General features: G+C 69.1%; 7 protein-coding genes and 3 tRNA genes. 5 read left to right on the forward strand and 5 right to left on the reverse strand.

Annotated elements, in window-relative coordinates; translation table 11 throughout:
• Positions 1–13: 13 nt before the first annotated feature.
• Positions 14–5,812, forward strand: a complete 5,799-nt coding sequence (locus tag Q9Q40_01795) for a S8 family serine peptidase (GenBank protein ID MDQ7005945.1) — start codon at positions 14–16, stop codon at positions 5,810–5,812.
• 73 nt (positions 5,813–5,885) lie between these two features.
• Positions 5,886–8,078, forward strand: coding sequence for a response regulator (locus Q9Q40_01800; protein MDQ7005946.1), 2,193 nt, complete (start codon positions 5,886–5,888; stop codon positions 8,076–8,078).
• A gap of 272 nt (positions 8,079–8,350) precedes the next feature.
• Here Q9Q40_01800 and Q9Q40_01805 read toward each other — a convergent pair whose 3' ends face one another.
• From Q9Q40_01805 to Q9Q40_01820, 4 genes are all read right to left on the reverse strand, one after another.
• Positions 8,351–9,523 carry a radical SAM protein gene (locus Q9Q40_01805; GenBank protein ID MDQ7005947.1) on the reverse strand — a complete coding sequence of 391 codons (1,173 nt, stop codon included), beginning with the start codon at positions 9,521–9,523 and terminating at the stop codon, positions 8,351–8,353.
• Positions 9,524–9,544: 21 nt separating this feature from the next.
• Positions 9,545–9,620: transfer RNA gene (locus Q9Q40_01810), tRNA-Lys, on the reverse strand.
• A gap of 78 nt (positions 9,621–9,698) precedes the next feature.
• Entirely contained in the window at positions 9,699–9,923 is a 225-nt protein-coding gene (locus Q9Q40_01815) for a hypothetical protein (protein MDQ7005948.1), read from the reverse strand.
• Complete coding sequence (locus tag Q9Q40_01820) at positions 9,920–11,236, reverse strand: adenylosuccinate synthase (protein ID MDQ7005949.1); 1,317 nt, start codon at positions 11,234–11,236, stop codon at positions 9,920–9,922. Before Q9Q40_01820 ends, Q9Q40_01815 begins: the two co-directional genes overlap by 4 nt.
• 307 nt (positions 11,237–11,543) lie before the next feature.
• Here Q9Q40_01820 and Q9Q40_01825 point away from each other — a divergent pair, with 307 nt between their 5' ends.
• On the forward strand, positions 11,544–12,164 hold the full coding sequence (locus Q9Q40_01825; protein MDQ7005950.1) for an XRE family transcriptional regulator: 621 nt from the start codon (positions 11,544–11,546) through the stop codon (positions 12,162–12,164).
• 401 nt (positions 12,165–12,565) lie between these two features.
• Here the strand turns inward: Q9Q40_01825 and Q9Q40_01830 are convergent, their stop codons facing one another.
• Complete coding sequence (locus Q9Q40_01830) at positions 12,566–15,340, reverse strand: vitamin B12-dependent ribonucleotide reductase (GenBank protein ID MDQ7005951.1); 2,775 nt, start codon at positions 15,338–15,340, stop codon at positions 12,566–12,568.
• Positions 15,341–15,964: 624 nt separating this feature from the next.
• Here Q9Q40_01830 and Q9Q40_01835 point away from each other — a divergent pair.
• Together Q9Q40_01835 and Q9Q40_01840 are read left to right on the forward strand one after the other, a co-directional pair.
• Positions 15,965–16,039, forward strand: a tRNA-Val gene (locus Q9Q40_01835).
• A 61-nt stretch (positions 16,040–16,100) separates the two neighbouring features.
• Positions 16,101–16,176, forward strand: a tRNA-Ala gene (locus Q9Q40_01840).
• Positions 16,177–16,491: the final 315 nt, after the last annotated feature.

Below are 16,491 nucleotides of genomic sequence, written 5' to 3' on the forward strand. Positions count from 1 at the left end.
ACTCCCTAGCCCCATGAGATGGCTCGCACACCTGCCCGGTGCGCGGCGGCCGTTTGGCGCCGCCGTGCCTTTTTTCTGTCTGCTGGTCTTTTTCGCGGGGCTGGCTCTTCCTACGCGTGCGGCGGAACGGCGCCGCCAGGGACCCGCCGGCTACCAACCCCCGGCGACCCGCCAGCGGCCGATCCGCGAACGCCCCGCGGCCCCGGCTTCGGTGAACGCCCCGCCCGGCGCGGCCATCTTTCCGGCGGACGAACCCGCCCGCCGCCAGCTCGAGCGCCTGGCCGCCCTCCGAGATTGGATCCTCTTCGATGGAGCGCGCTTCGACCCACTCCTCCATGGTCCCCCGGATCTCTCCGCCTTCGTCCCCGTCCCCCCCGGCTCGCGGAGCCTACCCGCCACCGCTCCGCGGCTGGCCGTGGTGCAGTTCGAGCAGGCTCCGGGACCGGCCCAACGAGCCCGGATCCTCGCCGCGGGAGCGGAGATCCTGTCCTACGTTCCCCACCAGGCCTACCTGGTACGCGCCGATGCCTACGCCCTGGCGACCCTCGCGGGCAGCGCGGGGGTCCGCTGGGTCGGACGCTACGAACCCGGCTTCAAGGTCGACCGCCGCCTCGGCCGCCTGGCCCGCGGGCTGGCTCTCCAGCACCCCCTGCCAGGCGAGCGGGCCGAGTCCTTGCGGCTGGACCTGCTCTTCGCCCCCGGCGTCGATCTGGCCGGGGCCCGCGCCGCGGTCGGCCGGGCCTTGCCCGGCGTCGAAGTCCTGCAGGGCGCGGAAAGCAGCGGCGTGACGGCCCTGACCCTGGAACTGCCTCTCCGGCGGCTGGCCTTCGATCTCGGAGCGCTGGCGGCGCTCGAGGAAGTGGTGGTCGTCGAGCCTGCCGGGATGGTGGACCTGCACAACGACGATGCCGTCTGGATCGGTCAGTCCTACGACGTCTTCGCCCGACAGAACTACTCCGCCTCGGCGACGATCTGGAAGCACGGCCTGCTCGGCGCCGGCGAGATCATCGCCATCGCCGATACCGGCGTGGACCCGGACGTGTGCTGGATGGAGGATGCCGCCGGGCTCCCTCCCGTGTCCAGCATACCGGCCTTCGGCGCCTCCCGGGGCCCCCTGCCGGTGGACGACACCCGGCGCAAGATCATCGCCTACAACCTGCTCGGCAGCCTGCAGGACTCGGCGACCGCCTACGACGTGCGCAGCGGTGACCCCCACGGCACCTGGGTCGCCATCGCGGCCGTGGGAGACAATCCGGACAATCCCGCCGACGAAAACGACCCGGTCGGACCGCACCACGACGCGAGTGACGGCATGGCCCCCCTGGCCAAGCTGGTGGTCGAGGACCTGGGCAACGACAGCGGGACCCTGGTGGGACTCGGTCTGCCCGTTCCCCGGGTGCTGGACAGGATGTTCGAGCAGGAGTACGAAGCCGGGGCGCGTATCTCCACCAACTCCTGGGGCTCGGCGGGCAACCAGTACGACCTGCTCTCCTTCTTCACGGACCGCATGGTCTGGAACCACCCGGACTTTCTGATCGTCTTCAGCGCCGGCAACCGGGGCCCCTACGCCGGCAGCCTCGACTCGCCCGGAACGGCGAAAAACGTGGTCACCGTGGGCGCCTCCGAGGCCCGCCTTTCTCCCAGCGAGGACCTGGATCCCGACAACCTGGCGGAGTTTTCCTCGAGGGGGCCGACGGAAGATGGACGACTCAAGCCCGATCTGGTGATCTCCGGCAAACAGCTGATCACGGGAGACTCCGACCTGGGAGAGACCGGCCGCACGTGCACGACCCGGGAAGTCAGCGGTACGTCCTTCGCCGCCCCCCTGACCGCGGGCTTCGCCGCCCTGGCCCGGGAGTACTTCCGCAAGGGCTTCTATCCCACGGGAACGGAGAACGCCGCTGACGGCTTCATCCCTTCCGCCGCCCTGCTCAAGGCCGTGCTGATCGCCGGCGCGTTGAACATGACCGGCCGCGGAGGACCCGACTACGGTCCGTGCAACATCGACACCTGCGACACGCTCGTCGGCCTGTGCAGCAACACATTCACCACCTGCCAGGACGACGAAGAGTGCAGCCTCTGCGCAGGGAACCAGGGCCTGCAATGCCGGGACGACCGGGACTGCGACCTCTCGCTGGTACAGGACGACGCCCCCACGACAGACCAGGGCTGGGGCCGCCTGATGCTCGACGACGCCCTCTACTTCGACGGCGACAGTCGGGGCCTGGCCTTGTGGGACGTGCCCCGGAACGCGGGATTGAGCACAGGGGAGACGTGGTCGGCGGAATTTTACGTGGACTCCACCTCGAGCGACCTGAAAGTAGTGCTGACCTGGCCCGACCCGCCGTCCCTGGTGGCCTCGCCGACTTTCCTGGTCAACGACCTGGATCTTCGCCTGACCGCCCCCGACGGCACGGTGTACTGGGGCAACGCCTGGAATCCACGGGATCGATCCCCTTTCACCATCGAGTACACCCAGCCGGGTGTCCGCCCCCTCAACGATCCGGACAACGTGGAGATGGTGCGCCTGGCGGGCTACACCCTGACTCCCGGTCTGTGGAAGGTCGAGGTGGTGGGCGAGTCCGTTCCAGGGTCCGGCTGGGCGGATCTCAGCAGCCGCCAGGACTTCGCCGTCGTCGCCACCGGACCCGTCTCCACCAGCGGGGGCACGGTGAGCTTCGACAAGCAGCGCTACCCCTGCAGCGGCGACGTGGTGATCGAGGTTCTCGACGGCAATCGCACCATCGCGCCGACGGTCGACGTCACCACAGGCTCGGGTGACGCCGAAACCCTGACCCTCGTCGACGCGGGCGGCGGACGTTTCACCGGCAGCCTGCCCCTGGCCGCCAACACCGCCCTGGCGACCTCCGACGGCATCCTCCAGGTGGCTGATTCCGAAACCCTGACGGTGACCTACGACGACGACGATCCGCTGTTGAGCGCCACGGCGAAGGCTTCGGTGGCCTGCTCGGGAAGCGTGCAAATCGCCGCCGCGACGATCAGCGGCGGCTGCGACAACGACGGTTACCTCGATGCGGGCGAGTCGGTGGACCTGGCGCTGACGCTGGTCAACCCCGGCCGTACGGACCTCCCCGGTGTCCAGGCCCGACTGGTCTCCTCCCTCGGTGACGTCTTCATCGAACAGGACACCAGTACCTTCGGCACGATCCCCGCCGGAGGCTCGGCGGCGGGAGTCGCCGCCTACCGCCTTTCCCTGCGAGACGGGGCCGCCCCCCGCGACACCCGCGGGCTGGAGCTGGTGGTGACCACCAGCGACTCTTCCGTCCAGCGGCGAGTGCCCCTGCCCCTGACGGTGGAGGCCGACGAGCAGCGCACCCAGGCCACCTGGAGCGAGGACTTCACCTCCGCCACGCTGCTCTGCCACGACGGCTCTTCCGACGCGCCCCTGGACTCCTGGTACTACTTCGACCTGGACCAGAACTGCTCGACCAGCGAGGAGACCTGGCAGTTCTCCTTCTGCTTCGGTGAGCCCATGGCCCTCTTCCCCTCCTGCAACGGCACCTGGCTGTCGACCAGCAACGAAAAGCACCACCGCCTGGTCTCGCCCCAGGTCGACACGGGCCCCGCGGGCTCACGCACGGTGCTCCAGCGGGTACGCTTCCTCGAGGACTACCACCTGTTGATCAACGAGGACGGCAAGCTCTGTGACCGCACGGTGGTCGACATTTTCACCAACCGCGACGGGCGGTTGATCTCGAGCGGCTACTACCGCAACCAGTCCGCCGACGGAAACGACCACCAGGTCGACCTGGACCTGAGCGAGATCGCCGAATTCGAGCTGCCACCGGTGCCCGACGCGACCCTCTTCCAGCTCATCTTCCATGCCGCCTCCAACGACACCGAAACCGGCGCCTCTTCCTGCGGGGGCTCGTCGGGGGACGAGTACCGCTGGCGGGTGGACAACGTCGAAGTCGACTACGAAAACATCCAGATCGTCGATGACGCCACGGCGGCCTGCGCTCCGGGCTGCACCCCGCCGGACACGCCCCAGGCCCTGACCGCCACCCGGCTCGACACCGGCGGCGTCCTGGTGGCCTGGGACCCTGTCGGCGGCGCGGATCACTACGACGTCTACCGCGTCACCGGCGGCGCGCGGGTCCTCGCCGGTCGGGTCCAGGCCCCCGACGCGGCCCTGGTGGATCTGCCGGAGGATCCGGCCACCGACACGTGGGAAGTCGAGGCGGTCAGCGCCTCGGGGCTCTGCGCCTCGGCGGCGGCCTCCACGGGCCTGACCGGTCCCGCGCCCGACTGCCGCCTGGCGCCGAGCGCCCCGGCGAGCCTGGTCGCCACCGATGGCGCCGGCGCCACCTGCAGCTTGCAGCTCGACTGGGCCGCCGCGACCTCACCGTGCTCGCATCCGGTGGAATACGCGGTCTATCGCTCCACCGAGGAGAACTTCGTCACCGGGCCGGGAAACCTCCTCGCCCGCACCGCGGCCACGTCGCTGGTGGACGACGCCCTGCTCAGCGGATGGGACGATCAGGGCCAGCCCACCGGGCAGGTCTACCACTACGCGGTGCGGGCCGTGGATACGGTGACCCAGGTCGAGGGGGACGCGGTCCGGGGCCGTTTCCGCGCCGGCGGACCGCGACAGCTCGGCACGTGGCTCGACGATGCCGGCGACACTGTTCCGGCGAAGATGACCAGCACGGTCAGCGTCGACGAGAATGACGCGGGGGCGGGCTGGTCCCGCTCTCCCGTCGCGGTGCGCCACGGGGGCGACTGGTCCTACTGGACCGACGACGAGTCCCTGGGCGACGGGCGCTACCCGCCCCTGTCCTGCTTCTCCCTGGTCAGCCCCGACGTGGCGCTCGACGGTTCCGGAGGCTCGGAACTGCACCTGTGGGTCGACTACGACATCGAGTACCAGTGGGACGGCCTGGTCATCGAGATCGCCGTCGACGGCGGCGCTTTCACGCCGATCGACCCCATCGGCGGCTACCCGAGCACCTTCGCCCAGACCGTGGCCCCGCCCTGCGCCGGCGCGGGCGGCGGCAGCGGATCGTGGATCAACGGCTGTGACTATCCACCGAGCCAGGGGGCCATCACCGGACCCGACGTGGACGGCCTTTCCGGCTGGCAGGAGTTCGTCTTCGACCTCTCCGCCTGGGCCGGCAGCGAGCTGCGCTTCCGCGCCCGCATGTCCACCGACTGCGGTACGGACGGGGGCGCGGTGCTCGACGACCTGTCCATCACGGCGGCCCTGCTGCCCACCTCCTGCCAGGCGGGAGGCTGCTACCCCGCGCCCAGCTTCGCGGGCCTGCTGGAGGCGAAGGACCCCGACCCCCAGACCGCCGGCGCCATCGAACTGAGCTGGGGCGCGGTGGAGAGCTGGGGCGGCGGCGGCCCGGGCGAGTTCGTGATCTACCGTGACGGCGAGGAGATCGCCCGCGTGGCGGCGGATCAGACCTCCTACACCGACCTCCAGGCGGAGGCCAACCGGCCCCACCTCTATCAGGTCGTCGCGCGTTCCGGAAGCGGTTGCGACCTGCCCGGCCCGGCCCCCTCCCGCATCGAGGTGACGGACTGCGGCGACCTGGAGGGTGCGGTGCAGACGGCGGCCCGCCTCGAGGTGCTGCAAGGCGTCTCGACAACCAACCTGGTCCTGCGTTCGACGCCCATCGGGGGCGCCGCCCGCTATCGATTCCTCCACTCGGGAGATCCCGCCACCGTGGCCGGATCGACCACCTTCCTCGAAGCCCCGGCGCCCGAAGCGCGCCATGGGGTGCGGAGCGACGGCCTGAACTATTTCTACCTGGTCGAGGGGCACCCTTCCCCGGCCTGCCCGTGAGGCCGGCCGGCGCGGCCATTCCAGGGTTACAGGGCGGCGTGACGGGGCCGATAAGCTCTCCGGGAGAGCTGTGTTGAACGAACCTGGAGCGATCGGCGCCATCCTCTTCGCCCTGCCCCCGGCGATGATGGCCGGAGTGACCGTCCGACGCTGGTTGCGGGACCGGCGCAGGGGCCGCCAGGCCACGCCCCGCTGGACCCTGGCTGGACTCTGCGTATGGGCGACGATCGCGGCGGCGGCCGTCGCCATCCCCCTTCCCTGGCCCCTTCCGGGCCTGTTCGACGGTGCCGGCGAAGGCTTGGCCCGGATCCTGGGCCTCGAGGCCCTGCTCACCGTGGCCCTGGTCACCGGCTGGCTGCTGGACGACGCCGCACGCCGTCACCGCCACCTGCATCTGCTCGAATCCGCCAGCCAGCGCAGGCTGCGCCAGACCGAACGCAGCTTCGCGGCGTTGGTGGAGGCGATTCCCGAAGCGGTGATCGTGGTCTCCACCACCGGCCTGGAGATCCTCGCCACCAACGCCTTCGCCCGCCGCTGGTTGGGTCGCGAGGAAGAGCCCCACCAACCGGTTCCTCTCGCACAGTGGCTGGCCCCCGAAGAGTCGGGCGACCTCCAGGCCCTGCTGGCGAAGGTCTGCGAACGCTCGGCCGCGCGGCCCCAGCCGCTGCGCTTTCGCCGGGCGGACGGCACGACCGTCGAAGCCGAGGTGGTGGGCGCCAGCCTGCTGTTCAGGGACCGACCGGCCATGGCGCTGGTGGCCCGCGACGTCAGCGCCGCCGAGCAGGCCCTGCGGGCGGCCCAGGCTCTGTCCCGCGCCAAGGACCGTCTGCTGACCCACGTCTCCTACGAGGTTCGCACGCCCCTCAGCGGCATCTTCGGCACCTGCGAGTTCCTCCTGGACGACGATCCCCATCCGGCTCTCAGGGAGGGCCTGGAGACGATCCAGCGCTGTGCCGGGGACCTGCTGCTGACCGTCGACGACGTGCTCGACTTCTCTCGACTGGAAGCCGGCCAGTTCGAGCTGCTGCCCACCGTCTTCGAGCCTGCGGCCATCGTCGAAGAGGTCTGTCAGCATCTCTCCCCCCGGGCCCAGGCCAAGGGTTTGCTGCTGGTGGACATCCCCCGGCGGGACCTCCCCCGGGCCGTCCGCGCCGACGCCGCCCGGCTGCGCCAGATCCTCCTCAACGTGGTGGGCAACGCGATCCGCTTCTCCCTGCGGGGCGAGATCGTCGTGCGCGCCGAACCTGCCGGCCCGGTCCAGGCCGGAAGCCGCCGCCTGCGATTTTCCGTCAGCGACCAGGGGCCCGGCATCCCCCCGGACATGCAGGAGCGGATCTTCGAGACCCACCCCACCGATGCGGGTGAAGGAGGCGGAAGCGGCGCCCTGGGCCTGGCCCTGAGCCGGCAACTGTGCCGGGCGATGGGAGGCGAGATCCGTGTCCACTCCACGCCCGGCGAGGGATCCACCTTCACCATCGAGCTTCCCGCGGAACTCGTGGACGCAACCCCTACTCCCGCGGCCCGGCACCTGGCCGGCCGTCCGGCGCTGGTGCTCCACCCTTCGGCGGCGGTCCGCCGTTGCCTGCGGGAGAAGCTGCTCTTCCTGGGATTGCGTTGCCGCGAGGCCGACTCGACCCAAGCCGCCATCGACCACCTCCACCAGGCCGCCCGACAGGGAGCGCCGGCCGAGCTGTTGCTGATCGACCCCGCCCTGGCCGGTGACGGCCGGATCGCCGCGGCCGCCGGGCCGAACGCTCCGCCCCTGGTCGAAGTGGGCGGAAGCGGCCTCGCCTTGCCCCTGACCCGCTCCCGGCTGAGGGAAAAACTCGACCAGCTCTGGGCTCCCGCGGCGGACCGCGACGAGGCGACGGCGTGCCCGGCGGCACGCATCCTCGTCGTGGAGGACAACCCGGTCAATGCACGGCTGGTCACCAGCCTCCTCGAAAAAGCGGGGCACGAGGTGAGCCGGGCCGACGACGGCCAGAAGGCCCTCGATCGGCTCGAGCGGCAACCCTTCGACCTGGTTCTGATGGACATCCAGATGCCGGTGCTCGATGGCCTGGAGGCCACCCGTCGCATGCGGCGCCACCCCAAGCTGCAGGACGTGCCGGTGATCGCCCTGACGGCCCACGCCATGGCGGGGGATCGGGATCTCTGCCTGGAAGTGGGAATGAACGACTACCTGAGCAAGCCGATCCGCCGGCGGGAACTGCTCGAAACCGTCAACCGCTGCCTGCGCCGCCGACTGTCCCCCACGCTTCCCTGAACCCACCCACCGTGGAGCGAAGAATGGGCACCCCGGTCCAGAGGCCCAGACGGCGCAAGCCCGCGGGGTGGGGCCGGGTTGCGTCCAGCCGCGCACCGGGGCGGCACCCGGGCCGGCTGAGCCGCGACCCGGGAGGCGGCCGATCGCCGCCGGCTGCCCTTCCCGTCCCCCCTGGAAGCCAAGCCCCACGGCCTGAGGCAAGCTTTTCGAGCCCGCCCCCCCCGGCAGCCCGGCCGGCCGGGAACCACATTGTCCGCTCCACGGTGGACGGATCAGTACACGAAGCGCCGGATGTCGTAGAGCGCCGCCCGGCGGCCACATACCTCCCGCAGGGCGCCGATCAGGTCTCGCGCCTGCCGGCGACGGTCCTCGGGATCGAGTACGGCCACGCCGGCGGGCGCGCCCACCAGGGGCGAGACGAAGACCAGATCGTCGGGGCCCAGGGGCAACCGGCGGACCAGATCCAGGCTGGCGCGGCGGTGAGCGGCTGCCAGGGGGGCGGCGAAGCCCGCCAGCAGAATCACCCCCACCTTCAGCCCGGCCTGCTTGATCCGGTGCACCATCTCCACGGCCCGGCCCGGCGGTCCCGGCTTGCCCAGCCGCTCGAGCAACTCGCCATGGCCGGTTTCGAGTCCCAGGTAGACCCCCGTCAGGCCCCCGCGGGCCAGGCGCTGCCAGAAAGCGGGGTCCTGGTCGCCGCCGGTCAGCAGGTCGGTGAAGCTGTAGATGCCGTCGGCTCGGGGACCGGGAGAGGCCTCGGGAAAGGCCTCCCGGATCAGACCCAGCCACTGTTCGATCCGGCCCGGGGGCGCGGCCAGGGCGTTGGCGTCGGCGAGGAAGATGCTGCGGCGCAAGGTGATGCCGGCCCCGAACCCTTCCACCACCGCTTCCAGGTGAGCCCGCGCAGCCGCCGGGTCGAGGGGCCGGAACGACCGGTCCCGGTAGAAGTGGCAGAAGGTGCAGCGGTTCCAGGGGCAGCCCCTCGAAAACTGGAGCACCAGGGCGAGGTAGCGGTCCGGCGGAAGGATGGAGATCGGCCGGTAGATCCGCGAGAACGCCTCGGCATCACCGCTGCGGTCGCCGGTCATCGCCTCGAGCCGGGGCGCCATCGCGGCGGGCTCCCCGCCGAGGGCGACCAGCGCCGCCTGGAGATTCCGGGCCAGCCGCCGGGCCCGCTGGTCCCAGCGCCGGGCCTCTTCCGCCGCGCAAGGCTTCAGAACCCGCAGGCCCCGGGAGTCCAGGATTTCCAGGTACTCGCCGGCCAGGCTGCGACGCCAGCTCCGGCCCTCCCAGACGCCGGCCCAGGGGCGACCGGCCCGATCCCAGCAAACGAGGTCCCCGTCCACGGCGGCGACCACCGAGCGCGGGCTCCAGCGAAACCAACACGTGCGACCGGCGAGCTGCAGGCGGCAGGTCCCACGCGCCCGGGGCGTCGATCCGGCCATGTGCCTCACCGCGGAGAGAAATGGTGAGCCGTCAGGGAATCGAACCCCGAACCCGCAGATTAAAAGTCTGCTGCTCTACCGATTGAGCTAACGGCCCACGTGCCAGGGGAGCGGCTCGCACCGTCCCCGCTGGGAGATTATTCACGGCCCCGGGCCGGGAGCAAGCCGCTCGGCCCTATTCGTCTTCGATATCCTCCAGGGCGGCCTCGACTCGGGAGCCGGCGACCTCCACCGCCCACCTTCCGGGAGGCAGGTCGTGAAGGGCGGGTCCCGGCACCGCCACCCGCGCCGCGATGCCCCGCGCGCTCAGCCGGGCCGCCAGCCGCTCAGCGCTTTCCCGATCGCCGCGGAGGGCCACGGTCACCCGACTCTCCTCGACGGGAGCCCGACTGTCCCTCATGGAGTGAGTTCCACGCCGACGGCTTCCAGCAGGCTGCCCGCCGGCACGATGGTCTGGGTACGGTCCGGCCCCACTGAGACCAGGGCCAGGGGGCACTCGGCCAGTTCCTGGACCCGGTCGAGGTAGACCCGAGCGGCGCGGGGCAGGTCTTCGAGGCGGCCGACCCCTTCGAGAGGCTCGGTCCAGCCCTCGAGGTCCTCGTAGATCACCCGGGCCCGCTCGAGGTCGGAGGCCACCGCCGGCAGGGTCTCGGTACGCTCGCCGTCGATTTCGTAGGCCACAGCGATCCGCAACCGTGGCAGTCCGCTGAGCACGTCGAACTTGGTCAGAGCCAGGCCGTCGATCCCGCTCAGGCGCACGGCGTAGCGGGCGGCGACGGCATCGAACCAGCCGCAGCGCCGGGGCCGGCCCGTGGTGGTGCCGAACTCCCGGCCCACCTTGCGCAGGTGCGCGCCGGCCTCGCCCTCGTCCTCGCTGGGAAAAGGGCCCGCACCGACCCGGGTCAGGTAGGCCTTGGCCACGCCCACGACCCGCTCCACGCTCCGGGGCGGCACCCCGAGTCCGGCGGGGATGCCTCCGGCCACGGTGCTCGACGACGTGACGAAGGGATAGCTGCCGTGGTCCACGTCGAGCAAGGTTCCCTGGGCGCCTTCGAAGAGGATCGTCCGTCCGTCGCGCAGCGCCTGGTGCAGCAGGTCGGTCGTATCGCAGCAGAGGGGACCGAGTTGGTCCCACCACCGCCGGGCCGCGCTTTGGATCTCCTCCTCGGACGGCATCGGCGCACCCACGGACTCGAGCCGGCCGGCCAAGCCCATGCCCAGGGCGGCCCTGTAGCGCGCCGTCACCTCTTCGGGGCGCGCCAGGTCCGCCATCCGGACCCCGAAGCGCTCCATCTTGGCCGAATAGGCCGGGCCGATGCCCCTGCGGGTGGTGCCGATGGCCTGCCCCTCGAGACGCGACTCCCAGCCCCCGTCGAGTCCCAGGTGCCAGGGCATGATCACGTGGGCCCGCAGGGCGATGCGCAGCCGCCGGTCGACCGGGACCCCCTTTCCGACCAGCCCTTCGACTTCCTCGAGCAACCGGTCGGGGTCGACCAGGGTGCCGGGCCCGATCACCGAGATCACCCCCTCGTGGAAGATCCCGGAGGGAATGTGGTGCAGGGCGTGGGTCGCTCCGTCGAAGACGACCGTGTGCCCCGCGTTGGGCCCGCCCTGGTAACGGGCGACCACCGAGAAATGAGGGGAGAGCAGGTCGACGACCTTCCCCTTGCCCTCATCGCCCCACTGGGCGCCAATGACCGCCAGGTGTGTCATGTATCGACCCCGATCGCCCTCCGCACGGGAGTGCGCGAGGGTAGTTTTTCCCATGCAAACCGGCGCAGTATACCGGCGCGGGAGGAACCGTCCCAGCCCACGGGGGTGATATCCCCCGACCGCCCGGCCGTTCGGAGCCGGCCCCGGATTGACTAAACCTTTAACGGTAAGTTATTATGCCTCGGCCGAACCGAGGACCCGCAAGGGGGCTACCTAACTCGTTTGTCGGAAAAATCTTGACCTGACTGGATAATTAGGCCAAACTGCCCATTGATTTTGGATCGTTATCCCACGTAGGGGGCCAGAGATGACCTTCGCAGAAATCATCAAGTTCCACCGCGAACGTCTGGAATTGAACAAGAAGCAACTCGCCGAGAAGGTCGGCGTGACCCAGCCTTACATCGTCCAGATCGAAAACGACGGGAAGATTCCCGGCGACGGGGTCGTCCTGCGGCTGGCCGATTCCCTCGGTCTGGACCGGCGCGAGTTGCTCTTCGCGGCCTATCGGGCCCGCGCCTCCGACGATACCCGCCATTACTTCAATTCCATCTTCGACGACCTGACGCCTTCCGAGGATTTCAACCAACCCTTCATCGAATCCCGCAAGGACCAGTTCGAATCCCCGGATTTCAGCCTGCGTCACCTGAGCACCGCCGTCGACCGCATCTACCAGGTCGCGGAACTCAAGGCCAAATCGCCCGACGCTCGATTCTCCGCCCACGCTCACTCGGTGGCCCAGATCTTCGTCGCCGTCGACGGGCGCTTCGAGATCGAGATGAACGGTGAACGCCTGCTGCTCTCCCCCACGGATCACCCGTCGATCGAGGTGCCGGCCGGCACCGAGCACGGCATCCGCTGCCTGGAGGTGGGTCGCCTGGTCACGGTGACCTTGGGCCCGGTGGTGCGGGCGGCGTCTTCTTCTCCCTGAGTACCCGCTCGACCCGGGGACGGGCCGGGGACGGGAAAAAAGCGAACGGGAGAGCCCGACCCGCAGCCCTTCGAGCCTTTCTCGACGACCACGGTCTCCCGTCCGCACGCTGCCCGGCTCTGAAAGCAACCCCCGTGCCAGCCGCGGACAGGGTCGCAACTCGCTGCAGGAAGCCCACTTACAAGCTCGTCGCGGCAGCACCCATCGGCAAATTCGAAAGACGGAAAACGAAACCGTACCTGCCGCCGCGCTCCGCCGCCCGGATGCCCTCGGCCGCATCGCGCATGGGCCTTCCGGAGGCCGGCCTCGGCGTCTGCGTCCCTGCCTGAAACGAAGACGGGCGCCGTCCCCAGGGGGTGGGAACGGCGCCCTGAACTCCTGACTCAAAGGGGGGGGAGAGATCAGGAGCAGCCAGAAGTGGCCCCGCAATTGGTGCATGCGTAACACGCGCCATTGCGGACCATGATCGTACCGCAAACGTGGCAGGCGGGGGCATCGGACTGGGCGAGAAAAACAGCTTTTTCCCGGGCTTCCATCCCCGGATCCACCTCCGTCGCCCCCGGGCTCTCCCGTCCTTCGAGATCCGCGTCGCCGGATTCCACGTCCGTGTCGAGGAACTTCAACGCCAACCAGCGGAAGAGGTAGTCGATGATGGACTTGGCGATGGGAATCTGCGGGTTGTTGGTAAAGCCCGACGGCTCGAAGCGCACGTGGGCGAACTTGTCCGCCAGGACCTTGAGCGGCACCCCATACTGGAGGGCCAGCGAGATCGCCGTGGCGAAGGAGTCCATCAAGCCGGAGACCACCGACCCCTGCTTGGCCATCACCACGAAGATCTCTCCCGGCTGGCCCGTATCGGGATAGAGGCCCACGGTCACGTAACCCTCGTGCCCCTGCACCGAGAACTTGTGGGTGATCGCCTTCCTCTCGTCGGGCAGACGGCGGCGCTGGGGTTGGCCGGCCACCGTACCCTCGGCCCCCTCGCCCGCCGCCGCGGAAAGGGGCTGGGTCTGCTTGCAGCCATCGCGGTAGATCGCCACCGCCTTGAGCCCCAGCCGCCAGGCCTCCATGTAGGCCCGTTCCACGTCATCCACCGTGGCGTCGGCGGGCATGTTGACGGTCTTGCTGATCGCTCCGGACAGGAAAGGCTGGGCGGCAGCCATCATCCTCAGATGCCCCATCCACTCGATGGAACGGGTCCCGCGAGCCGGCCGGAACGAACAATCGAAGACCGGCAGGTGCTCCTCCTTGAGGTGGGGAGCCCCCTCGATGGTTTCGTTGGCATCGATGTAATCGATGATTTCCTGCACCTGCTCGTTGCTGTAGCCCAGCCGGCCGAGAGCCACGGGCACAGTGTTGTTGACGATCTTGATCGTCCCGCCGCCGACGAGTTTCTTGTACTTGATCAGCGCCAGGTCCGGCTCGATACCCGTGGTGTCGCAATCCATCATGAAGGCGATCGTGCCGGTGGGCGCCAGCACCGTGACCTGGGAATTGCGGAAGCCGGAACGGCGCCCCACCTGCTGCGCCTTGCGCCAGGCCGTCCGCGCAGCCCGGAGCAGGTTGCCGGGCACCAGGTCCTCGGGCAGAGATTCGGCGTGCAGACGATGCTTGGAGATCACCTCCTGCATCGACTCGGCGTTGGGATCGTAGCCGGCGAAAGGCCCCCCGTGAAGCTCGGCGATTCGGGCCGAGGTGTGGTAAGCCTCGCCGCACATCAGCGCCGTGATCGCCGCGGCGTAGGCCCGCCCACTCTCGGAATCGTAGGGCAGGCCGAGGGTCATCAGCGTAGCGCCCAGGTTGGCGTAGCCCAAGCCCAGGGGCCGGTACTTGTACGAGTTCTCGGTGATCTGGGGCGTGGGATAGCTGGCGTTGTCGACCAGGATCTCCTGGGCCAGGATCGTCATGGACACCGAGTGGCGGAACCCCTCGGCATCGAACTCGCCGTCGGTGGTGAGATACTTTTTGAGGTTGATCGACGCCAGGTTGCAGGCGGTGTCGTCAAGGAACATGTACTCCGAGCAGGGGTTCGACGCGTTGATGCGCCCCGAGGCCTTGGAGGTGTGCCAGGAGTTGATCGTGGTGTCGAACTGGATCCCCGGGTCGCCGCATTCCCAGGCCGCCTCGGCGATCTTGCGCATCAGCTCCCGGGCGCGCACCGTCTTGACCGTCTGACCGTCCATCACGGCCTTGAGATCCCAGGAACGATCTTCCGACACGGCCCGCATGAACTCATCGGAAACCCGCACCGAGTGATTGGCGTTCTGAAAGAAGACCGAATCGTAGGCCCCGCCCTGGACATTGAAAGCCGCGTCGTAACCGGCCTCGATCAGGACTCGCGCCTTGCGTTCTTCGCGCACCTTGCATTCGACGAATTCCTCGATGTCCGGGTGATCCGCGTTCAGGATCACCATCTTCGCCGCCCGGCGGGTCTTGCCGCCGGACTTGATCACCCCGGCGAAGGCGTCATAGCCGCGCATGAAGGAAACCGGCCCCGAGGCGGTGCCGCCACCGGAGAGGGGTTCCTTGGAGGACCGGAGCGCAGAAAGGTTGCTGCCGGTACCCGAGCCGAACTTGAAGAGCATCCCCTCGGTCTTGGCCAGGTCGAGAATCGAGGCCATCGAGTCCTTCACCGAATTGATGAAACAAGCGCTGACCTGGGGCTTTTCCTCGACGCCGCAGTTGAACCACACGGGCGAGTTGAAGGCCATCCGCTGATGCAGCAGCAGATAGGTCAGCTCGTCCCTGAAAGCGTCCCGATCGCTCTCCGTGGCGAAGTAGCCCCCCTCGTCGCCCCACTGCACGATGGCCCGCACCACCCGCCCGATCAACTGGCGGACGGAACTTTCGCGCTCCGCGGTTCCCGGCGTTCCCCGAAAGTACTTCTGGGCGACGATGTTGGTCGCCGTCTGCGACCAGAAGGCGGGCACCTCCACGTCGGCCTGCTCGAAGAAGACCTCTCCCTTCTCGTTGGTGATCGACGCGGTGCGTTTCTCCCACTCCACCTGCTCGAAAGGATCTTCTCCCGCCTTGGTGAAGAAACGCTCGATGGCCAGCCCCGGCCCTTCGACGAATCCGCCCCGGTTCCGGGGTGCGGAAGCCTCCGGTCCGCCGCTGGAGATCCTGGCCGGGTGGGGAGAACCAACGGGAAGCTGGGGGTTTTCCTGGACCGACATGCTCTCTCCGAATCTTTCCGGCTGGTGGCGCCCCGAAAAGCGCGGCAGCCGGCTCGCGACATAGCCCCGGCCACGGGCAGGCCGGATAGCCAAAGTTCAAATGTTCAACCCGGGACCTGCAGGAAAACTTCCGCGCCGCCGGCGCCGAAGTGCCCATGACTTCCCGCAAGGCCCTCCGCCCCACGGATCCGGCCTGACCGCCCCGTGTCTCCCTGGACCGGCTCCCACCGGCCGCCTGCCGCCGGCCCTCGATCCCCGGCAGCACCTCCTCGAGACCCCGCCCGAACCGCCGCTGGAAACAAGTACGGACAGTGGCGGGCCCCGATGACGCCAGCGAACCCTAGCCGAGATGGATGCCGCATGTCAACGCCAAAAGCACAATATCTAGTGGCTCCCCCCTGCGATCACCCAATATATAGCATTTTCAAGGCTTTAGCCTGCCGGCCGGGAGAAGCGACGCCCGCTGGGGGACCGGCAACGGGGAGCCGCCAGCCTCCCCGGGCATTGACAGCGTATCAAAGGCGAAACTGCGAATCCCCCGACACTCCGGCCGGCGCCCTGCCGGCAACAGTCTCCGGAGATTGGACAGGGAACGCGGGCCATGCTATAACCCGCCGTCCCCGTGGGGCGTTAACTCAGTGGTAGAGTGCCATCTTCACACGGTGGAAGTCGTAGGTTCAAATCCTACACGCCCCACCACGAGGATCCGGCTGTCCGGCCCGCCGCGGCGGCGCAGGCAGCGCACCCCTCTTAAGGCAGTGGGCCGCTAGCTCAGTTGGGAGAGCGCCGCGTTCGCAACGCGGAGGTCGAGGGTTCGAGTCCCTTGCGGTCCACCATACTCTCTCCCGCCGCCGGCTCATGCATCCTGCACCCGCTGACACTTCGCGGCACCCCGGTGTCACGCCGCGTCACTCCATGCCGGCCAGGCTGGCACGCGCGCCAGATTGGCGCGGCCGGCGACACCTGGAGCGGACAGTTCGCCAGCCCCCGAACCCTTTCTCCTGCGATTGTTTCCATCTCGAAAGAGCCTTTCTGTGGCTTCCGAGGATACCTGGCATTAGGTTTGCACTAAAGAGGGGCGACTGGCTCCTTTTCCTCTACCAACTTCGACCCCCCGGCGGGGTCGTTTTTTTTGACCCCGCCCCCAAGGC

This window comes from Acidobacteriota bacterium (assembly GCA_030949985.1).
Classification (GTDB): Bacteria; Acidobacteriota; Polarisedimenticolia; order J045; family J045; genus JALTMS01.